Genomic DNA, 13,033 nt, shown 5'->3' on the forward strand with positions numbered 1-13,033 from the left:
AACTGGAATTTTTTTCTACTGTTTTATGCTGTTTTTTATAACTTTTTTTCGATTTCTGACAAAATGCGTTCTACTACCTGTTCAATCGTCATTTCTGTAGTGTCAATTTCGATTGCATCAGCAGCCTTTTTCAATGGTGAAATTGCTCTGTGAGAATCTTTATAGTCTCGTGCAGCAATATCTGCTTCAATTTCATCAACTGTTTGAGTAGTTTCGATTCCGCGTTGTTTAAAATCAAGCAAACGTCTTTGAGCACGTGAGCGCGCTGAAGCAACCAAAAAGATTTTTACTTCGGCATTTGGTAATACTGTAGTTCCAATATCGCGTCCATCCATAATCACATTCATTTCGCCTGACATTTTGCGTTGCATTTCAACCATTTCTTCTCTGATTGACTTCAAAGCAGAAACTTGCGAAACATGTGCAGAAATTTCTGGCGTCCGAATTTCTAAAGAAATATCTTCTCCAGCAGAATATACTTTCTGCTCACCATCACCAGTCTTAAATTCAATGCCATCTTGTCTAACAGCTCGCAAAATAGCCACTTCATCGCCATAGTCCAAGCCATGACGCTTAGCTATTACTGTACAAGCTCTGTACATTGCACCAGTGTCAATATAAATAAATGATAGCTTCTTAGCTACTATCTTAGCTACGGTACTCTTTCCTGCTGATGCAGGACCATCAATTGCAACTTGCATTATTAATTAAGAGAAATTCTCTTATCCTTTCTTTAAATTGAAAAAACTATTTCAGTTTGAGAGTTTGACCAGCTTCAACTGAGGAAGCATCCGTGATTCCATTCAGTTCAGCTAAACGGCTAACTGTCATACCATTTTTTTGAGCAATGCCTGATAAGGTATCTCCAGGTTGCACAACATAAGTTGAGCTTTCGCTTGAACTTGAAGATGTAGATTCTGCACTAGAACTGGATTGCTTCTTTGAACTACTTGAGCTCTTGCTAGTCTTAGTTGAAGAAGCCTTACTTTGTGTAGACTTTTTCTTGCTGACATGTTTCTTTGATGAAACTGACTTGCTCGTTTTTTCTAATTCGTAGACTTTGGCCGAATCTCTATTATTTTTTGCAAAATGATATACCACCGGCACCAAAGCAATCAATACGATGACTACTCCAATAATCGCTTTACTCCACACACTGTTTTTAGCTTTTGGCTGATCAGTCAATCTAGGACTATCTGGACGCTCAAAGTGTTTGTATGGTCCTTTTGGATGATTATCCATCAAGAATCCTCCTCCCGTTAGATCGCTAACTTAAATTTTAGCATAAAGAAGGAATATGTGATAGTGAAGTAATAACAGTTGACATGCTAATTTTCTACTGCATAAAAATACCAGCGAATCAGTTTTTGATTCGCTGGCAATTTCTTATCTAGCTAAATTAAATTTCTTTCTTACAAATGGACGGATGCTCTTAAGCACTGCTTCAAACAAAATGTAAACTACAACAGCGTTTATAGCACCTTTAATCAAGTTAAATGGAACAATGATTCCAAAAATGTAAGCACTCATTGATGGCAAATGCAATAACGCACCAAGGTAGTCATGAACTGTAAAGTTGTACAAAGCTGCATAACTGCCGATGTGTGGTACATTAGCCATTGATGTTACAGCGTACACTGGGGTCAAAATAAAGGCATTAGTCAAAGCCAAAATAACTGTCATTGCCAAAATGCCAATAATCAAACCCACGATTGGCAACAAGTGGCCTTTTAGAGTTTTACGATTTTCTTGAGAAACGCTTTGTGCAATAAAGTAGAAAGGAAATGCAAATGACAAAGTAGCAACAAATGCAGCAAGTTGTCCAACTAAACTTGGAAGTGCAAAACCACTAAAAATCAACCCCAAAAGCATTCTGATAAATGCGATAAAAGCACCTGGTCCTGGACCAAAAATAAAAGTACCAATCGTAATTACTACATCTGAGAAATCAAATTTCAAAAATCCTATTCCAGGTAGAATTGGAAATTCAAATTTCATAATGACAAAAGCAATTGCCCCAATCAAAGCATAGGCGATAACATTAGATAAATTCTTAACTCCTGTATTTGTACGTTCCATATATATCTCTCCTTAAGAAAATAAGAATAGGTCTGTTGCTTCAGCAACAGACCTATATCAAAACCATATTCTTAAGTCATCTAATACATGGTCTGTCTTCTTCCATCTAGACTATAACTATCGGTATCTTAAAGAATTCAGCCACTCGCGTGGGTCGCGGACTTTCACCGCCGGTCGGGACTTTCACCCTGCCCTGAAGACAACAAACTATTCAATTTTGATTACGCTTACATTCTAGCTTAATCTGTGCAATCTGTCAACCTCTAAGCGTGACAATTCGCGATAATCTCCTGATTGCAAACCAACTAAGTCTAAAAATGCATATTTTTCTCTCGACAGCTTGATCACTGGATGGTTTACTGCTTTAAACATTTTCTTGACTTGGTGGTATTTTCCTTCGTGAATTGTCAATTGTACCAACTGGGTATTCTTCTTAGGATTCGTCTTCAAAACTTTTACTTTTGCTTTAGCACTCTTAAATCCATCAAAAGTTACACCCTTTTTTAGAGCAATAATTTCTTCAGGAGCAAGTTGTCCTTCTATTTTAGCAATATAAACCTTATCAACTTTATGCTTAGGGTGCATCAATTTGTTAGCAAGCTTTCCATCATTAGTCATCAAAAGCGCACCTGAAGTATCATAATCCAATCTTCCAATTGGGTATAAACGATATGGCACATCTTCAAAATAATCTACAACTGTTTTTCTACCCTTTTCGTCTTTTACAGTTGAGACAACGCCTCTTGGCTTATAAAAAAGATAAGTGTGCAAGCTTTCTCTTTCAATTGGTTCTCCATCAACGGTGATATTGCTAAAAGTATCTACCTTGGTTCCCAAAACAGTAACTACTTTTCCATCTACGCGAACACGTCCTTCCTGGATCATTTTTTCAGCTTTTCTTCTGGAAGCAATCCCAGCTTCAGCTATCACTTTTTGTAATCTTTCTAATGCCATTAATTTTTATCCTCTTCATTTTCTAAATCTGGCTGCTCATTTTGCCCAAACAAATTCAAGCTTTCAGATTCATCATCTTCAAAATCTTCAATCAAAGGTAAGTCTGCCAATGACTTAAAATCAAAGTATTGTAAGAAGTAGCTTGTAGTAATATACAGATTTGGATGACCTGGTGCATTCTTTTTTCCATTAATTTTGATAAGACCACGCCAAATCAAGGTCTGCAAAGCCCCTGATGAATTTACTCCTCTGATTTCGTCAATCTCTACTCTAGTTATTGGCTGCCTATAAGCAATGATTGCCAAAATTTCCAAAGCAGATTGACTCAAGTTCTTAGCTAAATCCTTTGAAAAATATCTTTCGACTATTCTACTAACCTTACTATTAGTAGTCAATTTGTAAAACTCATTAATTTGAACAACTTGAAACGCCGTTTGGGAATCATTTTGATATTTTTCAGATAATTGCTCTACTAGTTTTTCTAGCTCAGCTGAATTAATCTCTAATAGCTCAGCTAAAGCCTGCCAACTAATTCCATCATCACCTGCTAGATACAATAGCGCTTCTAACTCTGCCAACTTATCCATCCTACACCTAACAGCTTTCTAACTTAATATCTCTAAAATCATGTGATTGACTTGCTTTAATTTCTTGATTTTTGCATAATTCCAGCATCGCTAAGAATAGCCCAATTGCTTCAGAGATGTTTGTTAAAGATTTGATACATTTGAAAAAGCTGACGCTTTTTTCTGTTTTCAGTTTTCGCTTTAGTAACAACATCATTTCATCAACTGATCGGGTCTTAATTTCAACCTCAGCAACAGCTTCTTGCTTAAAGCTAGCTTTTTTCAAAATTTCTGAAAAAGCTAGCGCTAAATCTTCTGCGTTAATTTGCCCTCGTGGCAATGGCGCTATCCGATCACTATCTAAACTACTAGGTTCCTTGCTAGCAGTTAATGGCAATTCATCCTGTCTGTTTTTAAAATAATTGGCAATATTTTTGAAAACAGAATACTGAATCAGCTGCTCAACCAGCTCTTCTCGTGGATCTTCTGAATATTCTTCTTCACTGACAAAATCATTCTTTGGCAACAAATATTGCGACTTTATCCTTAATAAAGTTGATGACATCACAAAATACTCACCTGCCAGTTGCAAATTCAACTCTTTCATTCGTTGAATATATGCTAAATATTGGTGAGTTATCTTAGCGATTGGAATATCATAGATATCTATTTTTTGTGATCGAATCAAATGTAATAGTAAATCCAATGGGCCTTCAAAATTGGGCAATTCAACAGTCAAATCTTGGTTATCCACTAACTTTGATCCCCTTTAATGTAATAATTTCAACAAGTAAGTACATTCTGGAATGGCAGTTATGCGCTTTTTTACGTGTGCATCTGCTAATTCATTCAAAAGCTTACGTTGATTTTCTTCATCCCTAAAACCCGGAGCTAGCGATAAATAGCGAACGATTATAAAGTGCTCCGTTTCCTGTGTTCCAACTACACCTACGATGTTGTTGTACTCATTGCGATATAAGTATAAACCGAATTCGTTGTCGCCATTTAACAGATCTATTTCATCCTTTAAGTTCTTTAAATTCTTGTAATCAGTTAAATAGGACAACAAACCCATCGCAGTTTTTTCATAATCTTTTTTGTACGGTATCAGCATTGAATCACCTAGTTTCGTGGATGAGTTTGACGATAAACTTCTATAATATGCTTTTGCGTCAAATTAGTGTAAATTTGCGTCGTGCTGATATCTGAGTGGCCTAAAATTTCTTGAACAACTCTTAAATCTGCTCCATTTTCCAATAAATGAGTCGCAAAAGTATGGCGCAAAGTATGGGGAGTTACATCTTTGTCAATTTGAGCTAGTAGACAATATTTCTTAATCAATTGCCAAACAGCCTGTCTAGTTAGCTTGCCTCCACGGCCGTTAAGGAATACATAATCGTTGTATTTTCCACTCTTTAAAATCAGCTCATCTCTGACCTTCTCATTATAGGTTTCAAGCCATTTTAAAGCCAAATCACTGATTGGAACCAATCTTTCCTTAGAACCCTTACCCAAAACTCTGATCAACTTCAAGTCTAAGTGAATGTTGTCTTCAGTTAGATTAGTCAGTTCGCTTACTCTCATCCCTGTTGCATAAAGAGTTTCCAGCATAGCCCGATCTCTGATCCCTAACTTAGTATCAACATCTGGCTGCTCCAATAGCCTTTCCATCTCATTGACAGATAAAGCTACTGGTAAATGTCTTTCTTTTTTAGGTGGATCAATTTCGATCATTGGATTGAGCTTTTGGATATTTTGTCTAGCCATCCATTGATAAAATTTTCTCAAACTAGAAATCAATCTACTAATTGAACTAGAAGCCTTGCCTTGATCTTTCTCATAAGCTAAAAAAGCATCAATATCAGTAGCTTGTGTAGGCCAAGTTTTAAATTCGTTTTCAGTAAGATAAGTCAAAAACTCTAATAAATCTTGTCGATAGGCCAACACTGTATTATTGCTCAATCCGCGCTCTAATTGTATATAGCGTAAATAATCCTCAATTTGTTCTTCTAACTTAGTCATTGCTTTCTTCCGGATCATTAATTAGGGTAATAGTTCCCGCAACTTTATCTTCAGTTATCCATTTATTCTTCAACAAATGTCCCAATGCACGTTTGAAGGCAGACTTAGAAATGCCAAAATATCTCTTAATTTCAGCTGCGTCCGATTTGTCGTAAAATGGCAAAGTCTTGGTTTCCATTCTTCGCAAACTCATTAAAATCATTTGCGCGTCTTCATCGATCTCTTCAAAAGCTCTTGGCAAACAACTTAAGTTAAGTCGACCATATTGACTAATACCAATAACTCTCGCCTTAAATTGTTCTCCTAAACGAAGTGGTCGAATCATTTCGCTAGCATGAACAAAGGCCAAATAATAATCACTAGTCAACGCAAAGGCACCAATTTCTCGACTAGCATAGACAGTTGCAAAAACATTAGTATTATTCATACCATTTGGAAAATTGGCAGATACTTGTTCAAAGATACCTCCATCAGCCAATTTTGCCCAAATACGATCTTTTTCATCTGTTTCCAGCTTCACAAATAATTTGTCACCCTTTTGTGGCCAGCGACTCTTTTCAAGGGGAAGATCATCCATTGACAAAACAACATCTTTATCTGGCAATCCTATATCAACAAAAACCCCTAAATCATAGCGGACTTCTGTCACCTTACCCCAACCATATTGATCAGGTTGAGCATATGGCAAAAATTGCGTCATTTCACGATCATGATGCTTATTGTCGTAAATAAATCCTGACACTTCATCACCAATCTTTGGCATTTCTTCTTGAGTAATTTCTTGTTTTTTTAATTTATAGGTAAAACCATCAATTTGAACGTAGTATGCTCTATCGTTTTCATCGGTAATTTTTCCTGATCTAATTGTACCCAGCATGAATAAGTTCTCCTACTTTACATATTTCTTTTTATTAGTATACGCAAAATCTAGGTAAAAGAAAATAGCCAGCTGTAATAGCTGACTATTTTTAAAGTTTTATTTACTTATTAAAGGTTTGAGATTTCACCTTGGTAAACAGCACCGCGACGTGAGTCAACAGTTACAGTTGAACCATCTGAAATCTTGCTGGTTGCTTCTGAAGTACCTACAACAACTGGGATACCTAATGACAAACCAACAACAGCAGCGTGTGAAGTTAAACCTGAAGCTTCAACAACTAAACCTGCTGCCTTCTTAATAGCTGGCATGTAGTCAGGGTCAGTTACCTTTGAAACTAAGATGTCACCATCTTTAACCTTAGTGTTTGCTTCTTCTGCTGAAGTTGCAACAACTGCCTTACCAACAACTGAACCGTTACCTACGCCCAAACCTTGAGCAAGCTTGTTACCGATAATTTGTAACTTCATAACGTTAGTTGTACCTGAGTCACCAACTGGAACACCAGCAACGATGATTACAAGGTCGCCATCCTTAACGAAGCCTCGAGCCTTAGCAACTTCTGCTGCCTTTTCGAACATGTCATCAGTTGATGATGGCTTTTCTGACAATAATGGTTGTACACCCCAAACAACTGCTAATGAGTGTTGGATCTTTTCATCGAAAGTCAAAGCAAGGATGTCAGCATCTGGACGGTACTTAGAAATCATTCTAGCAGTGTAACCAGACTTAGTTGCAGTAATGATAGTCTTTACACCTAATTCTTCTGCAGTTCTAACAACTGATTCACCAATAGCTTCAGTTACGTTTGAACCCTTGTATTCTTCGAATCTTTGAAGTGCTAAAGTGTTACGCTTTTGCATTTCCTTTTCAGTTCTTACATCAATGTCGTGCATAGCTTGAACTGACTTAACTGGGTACAAACCGTTTGCTGATTCACCTGAAAGCATAGTTGCGTCAGTACCGTCTAAAACAGCGTTAGCAACGTCAGTTACTTCGGCACGAGTTGGACGTGGGTTTTCTTGCATTGAGTCAAGCATTTGAGTAGCAGTAATAACTGGCTTACCTAAAGCGTTGCACTTTCTGATCAAGTTCTTTTGAACAAATGGAACGTTGATGAATGGAATTTCAACACCCATGTCACCACGAGCAACCATTAAACCATCTGAAACTTGAAGAATTGAGTCAATGTTGTCAATACCTTCTTGTGATTCAATCTTAGGGAAGATCTTTACGTAGTCTGCACCTGCTTCTTCACAAAGTGCACGAATGTCCAAAACGTCTTGAGCCTTACGTACAAATGATGCGAAGATGTAGTTAATACCGTGTTGCAAACCAAATCTAATGTCGTCAGTATCCTTTTCAGTGATACCTGGGAGGCGAATTTCAACGCCAGGTGCGTTAACACCCTTCTTTGAGCCGATTAAACCAGTGTTTTCAGCCTTAGTAACTAATTCCTTGTTAGCTTCATCTTTTTCAGTGATCACTAAGTCAACAGTACCGTCGTCGATTAAAACGTGGCCACCTACGTGAGTATCGTCGTAAAGACCTGGATAAGTAACGTAGATCTTGTCCTTGTTACCAGTCTTAGTAGCATCCATAGAAATACGGATAACGTCACCAGTGTTAATAGTGAACTTGCCGCCTTCTTGGTCAGTGGTTCTGATTTCAGCACCCTTAGTATCAAGAGCGATACTCAAAAGCTTACCAGTTTCCTTTTCTACTTCACGAACCATCTTCATTCTTGAAAGGTGTTCTTCGTGATCACCGTGTGAGAAATTGAAACGGAATACATTTGCACCAGCTTCAACCAACTTAGTAATAGTTTCTTTATCGTTTGATGCTGGTCCTAAAGTACTAACAATCTTAGTTTTCTTCATTATTAAAAAAATCCTCTCCAAAAATCAACTAATCTAACTTAGTCATTTCGTCATTAACGTCCAAAAGAGTAAAGTCGCCTTGGTGCTTAGCTTCGAATAAGTCCAAAATATCGTGAGTGTTAAGCTCGCCGTGTTCCATACCTACGGCCAAACCACCCTTGCCGTTTAGCAAGAGGTTTACAGCGTAGTTACCCATCTTGGTTGCGTTAACTCTATCTTCCACAGTTGGTGAACCACCACGTTGCATGTGAGCAAGAACATTTGCACGTGCATCAAAGTCGCCGTACTTCAAAAGTTCTTCTCTAAACTCTTCAGCAGTCATTACACCTTCTGCAACTACTACGATACCATGATCTTTACCTTCTGCAAAGCCATGTTTAAGAGTTTCTGCAATCTTCTTAACGTCATATGGACGTTCAGGAATAACAATTCCATCTGCACCACTTGCTAAACCAACACGCATAGCAAGATCGCCGCAACCACGACCCATAACGTTAACAATAAATACACGGTGGTGACTACTTGCAGTGTCGCGAATCTTGTCAATTGCGTCCATTGCAGTAGTCGAAGCTGTGTCATAACCGATAGTGTATTCTGTATAAGGAATATCATTATCGATAGTTCCTGGCAAACCGATAGAGTTAATACCCAATCTAGTCAATGCCAAAGCACCGTGGTATGAGCCATCTCCACCGATAACGATTACAGCGTCAATGCCGTGCTTTCTTAATTGTTCTGCACCCTTCTTTTGCACTTCTTCTTGTGCAAATTCAGGAAAACGTGCAGAGTACAAGAAAGTACCGCCAAGGTTGATCTTGTGGTCAACATCTGCAGTGGTCAAAGGAATGAAATCACCTGCAACCAAACCTGCAAATCCGTATCTAATACCAAAAACTTCTAATCCATGGTGGATAGCAGTCTTAGTAACGGCTCTAACAGCTGCATTCATACCAGGGGCGTCTCCACCACTAGTCAAAATACCAATCCGTTTCATGAATTCACCTCATCATGATAATTTGTGTAATTTCTCACATCAATTAGATCTTACCATTTTTTTACAAAAAAATCTCTAAAAAAATGGTTTTATTTTTGCTTGTAAGCCTTTTATATAACTGTTATCGCTTTCATCTCTATGGGATCAACTCAGTCCATTTCAAATAATTATTTAAAATGAACTAAACGTAAATTGGTCAATAAATACTGTAGCTTGTTAATATCATAACGATCGCTCTGCGTCCTGATTCCTAAGAGATATATCTCTCCAATCTTCAATTGCTGATGAATCTTTTCATAAACGCCAGGGAAAATCGTGACTTCTTGCTGACTTGTGGCATCAGCAAAAACTGCAAATGCCATCGTTTCCCCCTTTTTGGTTCTTATTTGCTTTAACTTCATCAATTTTCCAACTGCTACTTCTGATTGGTTGCTAGATAAAGCATTTAGGGCCTTTGCATTGAATTTTTTCGCATATTTTTGAACTGCAACTAGCGGCGTCATTGTAACAGCAAAATTCAATACCTGACTTTCCATTTCAGCCTTTTCTGAATTGGTTGGCATAGGCATTTCTTTGGTCGGAGCAATTCCTAAAGCATTGGAAAGAGCAATGTTTTCGCCAGTCAACTGAATATTTTGAATAATTTCTTCACAATTAGCTAGTAAGTTGGCTCGATTAGGCTCTAATTCATCAAATGTACCTGCCATAATCAATGATTTTATTGGATCTACTTGCAGATATTTTCCTGGTATTTTTCTCAAAAAATCCTCAAATGAGCTATATCTGGATTTCTTTTCGACAATAACTTTCAAAAAGTCCTGTCTTACCCCTTTTATCGCCTTCAAACCAACTAAGATCTCATTGTTGTCCAAACTATAATCTAATTTGCTCTGATTGATATCTGGCAATCTCACTTTTACAGATGCAGCTTGCAAATTCATCATATAAGTCTGCGTTTTAACGCTATTTGCAGCCGATGAATTGAGCAAAGACGTGTAAAAGGCTGCTGGATAGTGGACCTTCAAATATGCCAGCCAATATGCCACTTTGGTATATGCCACCGCATGAGAGCGATTAAAGCCGTAGTTTGCAAACTGCTCTATGTAGCTATAGACACGCTCAGCCACTGCTTTTCTATGTCCATTTCTTACAGCACCGTCAATGAATTTGACCCTTTCTTGATCAATTACAGCCTGAATCTTTTTGGACATAGCTCTTCTTAAAATATCAGCTTCACCCAAAGAAAAGCCTGCCAAAATCTGAGCTGTCTGCATTACTTGTTCTTGATAGACCAAAATGCCATATGTTGGCCGCAATATTTGTTCCAAACTAGGATCTGGATATGTTACGGGCTCTTTTCCATGCTTTCTAGCAATAAAGGTATCGATATTTTTAATTGGGCCTGGTCTAAATAAAGCATTGACTGCTACTAGATCTTCAAAATTATCGGGATGCAGTTTTTTGAGAACTTGTTTTATTCCCTCAGATTCAAATTGAAAAATTGCATCCGTGTCAGCTCTTCTAAAAAGGTCTAAAGTTTGTTCATCATTTAACGGTATTCTATTTGGATCAAAATTAATTCCTTGGGAGCGAATCAAATCGATTGTATTTCCCAAAATAGTCAAATTTCGCAAACCCAAAAAATCAATCTTCAAAAGTCCTAATTTTTCAACATATTTCTTGGTTTGCTGAGTTATCGGAACGCCCATCTGACCAGCTTGCAAGCCTGAAATAGCATCAATTGCTTGATCACTGATGACTAACCCGGCAGCATGGATTGAGTAGTGTCTAGGCAAACCTTCTAACGCTCTAGCAGTTTGGAACAAGAGTTGATTTTGCTGACTAGAATCTACTAGCAAACGCAATTCTCTGGATTGTTCATAAGCATCTTGCAGCTTAATTTGCGTCTTGGAAAATGGAATTGCATTTGACCACTTGGACAATTCCGCCATACTTAGACCAAAAACTCTCCCTACATCCCTAAGGGCCTGTTTAGCCGCCAAAGTTCCAAAAGTCAAAATCTGTGCAGCATGCTCACTGCCGTATTTATGGAACATGTAGCTGATTACCTGATCTCGCTTATTGTCTGGAATGTCTAAGTCTATATCTGGCATTTCATGTCGAGCAGGATTCAAAAATCGCTCAAACAGTAAATTATAAGCTATCGGGTCTACCCCAGTAATTCCCAAGCAATATGAGACAAGCGAGCCACAAGCCGAGCCTCTTCCTGGACTAGTGGTTATTTTTTCTCGATGGCAAAAATTGATAACATCCCAAACAATCAGGAAATAATCATCAAAGCCCATTTGATTGATGACTTTCAATTCATAAGCCAATCTCTGAACATAATTTCGGGGAATCATTTTGCTGCCAAAGATTCGCTCTAATCCTTTTTTGGCCAAACTTGATAAAAATTCCTTGGAGGTAGGATATTTATCTTGCCGATACTTTGGCAAAACTGGACTCTGAAAGACAACTTCAGCTGAACATTGCTCGGCAATTTTCCAAGTATTTTCAAGTGCTTGATCTAGATCATATTCATGATATCTTTCGATCATTTCTGCTTTTGAAGTTAAATAATGCGAGCCATTTTGCTTTGACAAAGGCAGATAATCTTGAAGAAGCTGGCCACTTTTAATAGCCATTAGGGTCTTTTGCAAAAATTGCTGTCTAGGTTCCAAATATTGACTGTCTTCAAGTGCAACCAAAGGCAAATCAAATTGCTTGGCTAAAGTTTTTACATAGTCGATATATTCAACTTGAGTTTTTGATGCATATACACCTAAATATAGCGAACTATTAGCTGCTAGCAAGCCTTGCAGTTCCCGTAAATAATTGCTGCCCATTGATTCATTTTCTTGATGTAGCTTAACGAGCTCACTATGCACGTTAGCTGGTACGATTACGATCAAATCGTTTAAATCATTTTGCAACTCTTGTAAAAGCACCATCTTATCGTTTTGGCCATTATCAGTTTGCAGATTGACTTTGCTAGAAAGCCTCAAAATATTTTTATAGCCTGCATTATTTTTAGCCAATAAAATCAAATCATATTTGCTTGCTTGTGTTACTAACCCATTGATGCGCAATTGCATCCCCAGCAGCGGCTTAATTCCGCCTATCTTTTTGGCTTGTTCATAGAAGTTGACCAAGCCATAGGTAACATTTACATCGGTCAAAGCAATTGCTTCATACTTGCGCTTTTTGGCAATCTCTAATAAATCAGTGATCCTTGTTGGACTTTCCAAAAGAGTAAAAGAGCTTATATTTTGTAATGCTGCAACTTCCATTTCAAACGTCCTTTCTTCTGCTATAATTAGTATATCAAATGGACTGTTTCAAAGTTTGAATTGTAACTGATATTTTGCTAAAATACTTCTGTCGAAGAAAGAAGGTATCTTGATATGGGGCGTTATCTTATTACTATTTTTTGGAGTGTTATTTACATGATCGTCATTGGCTTCATCGCTGGTCCATTGACTCAAACAACATTCAATCCTATTCAAGCAGTTATTATCGGTGTCGTATTTGGCATTCTATTTTCTGCTATTATTCCTACAATTACTGCAAATTCACATAAAGATAAGAGCAAGTATTCTAATTTGAAATAATATTTGTGTTGCGAACTTATCTATATGAAAATAAAAAACTGTTGAGTCTC

General features: G+C 37.5%; 13 protein-coding genes and 1 riboswitch. Of the genes, 1 reads left to right on the forward strand and 12 read right to left on the reverse strand.

The window, feature by feature from the left end; all coding sequences use genetic code 11:
* Positions 1-35 precede the first annotated feature (35 nt).
* The 12 genes from cmk to BN53_RS05365 form a co-directional block, all read right to left on the reverse strand.
* Entirely contained in the window at positions 36-701 is a 666-nt protein-coding gene (cmk, locus tag BN53_RS05310) for a (d)CMP kinase (RefSeq protein WP_009559900.1), read from the reverse strand.
* A 46-nt stretch (positions 702-747) separates the two neighbouring features.
* On the reverse strand, positions 748-1,242 hold the full coding sequence (locus BN53_RS05315; RefSeq protein WP_009559901.1) for an SAG1386/EF1546 family surface-associated protein: 495 nt from the start codon (positions 1,240-1,242) through the stop codon (positions 748-750).
* A gap of 144 nt (positions 1,243-1,386) precedes the next feature.
* Positions 1,387-2,079 (reverse strand): ECF transporter S component, encoded by a 693-nt coding sequence (locus tag BN53_RS05320; protein ID WP_009559902.1) that lies wholly within the window; start codon positions 2,077-2,079, stop codon positions 1,387-1,389.
* Between the two features lie 90 nt (positions 2,080-2,169).
* Positions 2,170-2,284, reverse strand: a riboswitch (FMN riboswitch).
* 29 nt (positions 2,285-2,313) lie between these two features.
* Positions 2,314-3,033: a pseudouridine synthase gene (locus BN53_RS05325; RefSeq protein ID WP_009559903.1), complete on the reverse strand. Its 720-nt coding sequence runs from the start codon at positions 3,031-3,033 to the stop codon at positions 2,314-2,316.
* Positions 3,033-3,620 carry an SMC-Scp complex subunit ScpB gene (gene scpB, locus BN53_RS05330; protein ID WP_009559904.1) on the reverse strand — a complete coding sequence of 196 codons (588 nt, stop codon included), beginning with the start codon at positions 3,618-3,620 and terminating at the stop codon, positions 3,033-3,035. Before scpB ends, BN53_RS05325 begins: the two co-directional genes overlap by 1 nt.
* A gap of 7 nt (positions 3,621-3,627) precedes the next feature.
* Positions 3,628-4,353 (reverse strand): segregation and condensation protein A, encoded by a 726-nt coding sequence (locus BN53_RS05335; protein ID WP_009559905.1) that lies wholly within the window; start codon positions 4,351-4,353, stop codon positions 3,628-3,630.
* Positions 4,354-4,368: 15 nt separating this feature from the next.
* Positions 4,369-4,713 carry a hypothetical protein gene (locus BN53_RS05340; RefSeq protein ID WP_009559906.1) on the reverse strand — a complete coding sequence of 115 codons (345 nt, stop codon included), beginning with the start codon at positions 4,711-4,713 and terminating at the stop codon, positions 4,369-4,371.
* A gap of 8 nt (positions 4,714-4,721) precedes the next feature.
* Positions 4,722-5,621, reverse strand: a complete 900-nt coding sequence (gene xerD, locus BN53_RS05345) for a site-specific tyrosine recombinase XerD (RefSeq protein WP_009559907.1) — start codon at positions 5,619-5,621, stop codon at positions 4,722-4,724.
* On the reverse strand, positions 5,614-6,498 hold the full coding sequence (locus tag BN53_RS05350; protein ID WP_009559908.1) for a CvfB family protein: 885 nt from the start codon (positions 6,496-6,498) through the stop codon (positions 5,614-5,616). Before BN53_RS05350 ends, xerD begins: the two co-directional genes overlap by 8 nt.
* Before the next feature lie 110 nt (positions 6,499-6,608).
* Entirely contained in the window at positions 6,609-8,378 is a 1,770-nt protein-coding gene (pyk, locus tag BN53_RS05355) for a pyruvate kinase (protein ID WP_009559909.1), read from the reverse strand.
* Between the two features lie 28 nt (positions 8,379-8,406).
* A complete protein-coding gene (gene pfkA, locus BN53_RS05360; protein WP_009559910.1) occupies positions 8,407-9,372 on the reverse strand; it encodes a 6-phosphofructokinase in 966 nt (321 codons plus the stop codon).
* Between the two features lie 167 nt (positions 9,373-9,539).
* Complete coding sequence (locus tag BN53_RS05365; RefSeq protein WP_009559911.1) at positions 9,540-12,662, reverse strand: DNA polymerase III subunit alpha; 3,123 nt, start codon at positions 12,660-12,662, stop codon at positions 9,540-9,542.
* A gap of 114 nt (positions 12,663-12,776) precedes the next feature.
* Here BN53_RS05365 and BN53_RS05370 point away from each other — a divergent pair, with 114 nt between their 5' ends.
* Positions 12,777-12,983: a YjzD family protein gene (locus BN53_RS05370; RefSeq protein WP_009559912.1), complete on the forward strand. Its 207-nt coding sequence runs from the start codon at positions 12,777-12,779 to the stop codon at positions 12,981-12,983.
* Positions 12,984-13,033: the final 50 nt, after the last annotated feature.

This window comes from Lactobacillus pasteurii DSM 23907 = CRBIP 24.76 (genome assembly GCF_000297025.1).
In the GTDB taxonomy this organism is placed as follows: Bacteria; Bacillota; Bacilli; order Lactobacillales; family Lactobacillaceae; genus Lactobacillus; species Lactobacillus pasteurii.

Coding starts and splice junctions, on each gene's coding strand:
- cmk (WP_009559900.1), bottom strand. CDS start 701: ATGCAAGTTGCAATTGATGGTCCTGCATCAGCAGGAAAGAGTACCGTA.
- BN53_RS05315 (WP_009559901.1), bottom strand. CDS start 1,242: ATGGATAATCATCCAAAAGGACCATACAAACACTTTGAGCGTCCAGAT.
- BN53_RS05320 (WP_009559902.1), bottom strand. CDS start 2,079: ATGGAACGTACAAATACAGGAGTTAAGAATTTATCTAATGTTATCGCC.
- BN53_RS05325 (WP_009559903.1), bottom strand. CDS start 3,033: ATGGCATTAGAAAGATTACAAAAAGTGATAGCTGAAGCTGGGATTGCT.
- scpB (WP_009559904.1), bottom strand. CDS start 3,620: ATGGATAAGTTGGCAGAGTTAGAAGCGCTATTGTATCTAGCAGGTGAT.
- BN53_RS05340 (WP_009559906.1), bottom strand. CDS start 4,713: ATGCTGATACCGTACAAAAAAGATTATGAAAAAACTGCGATGGGTTTG.
- xerD (WP_009559907.1), bottom strand. CDS start 5,621: ATGACTAAGTTAGAAGAACAAATTGAGGATTATTTACGCTATATACAA.
- BN53_RS05350 (WP_009559908.1), bottom strand. CDS start 6,498: ATGCTGGGTACAATTAGATCAGGAAAAATTACCGATGAAAACGATAGA.
- pyk (WP_009559909.1), bottom strand. CDS start 8,378: ATGAAGAAAACTAAGATTGTTAGTACTTTAGGACCAGCATCAAACGAT.
- pfkA (WP_009559910.1), bottom strand. CDS start 9,372: ATGAAACGGATTGGTATTTTGACTAGTGGTGGAGACGCCCCTGGTATG.
- BN53_RS05365 (WP_009559911.1), bottom strand. CDS start 12,662: ATGGAAGTTGCAGCATTACAAAATATAAGCTCTTTTACTCTTTTGGAA.
- BN53_RS05370 (WP_009559912.1), top strand. CDS start 12,777: ATGGGGCGTTATCTTATTACTATTTTTTGGAGTGTTATTTACATGATC.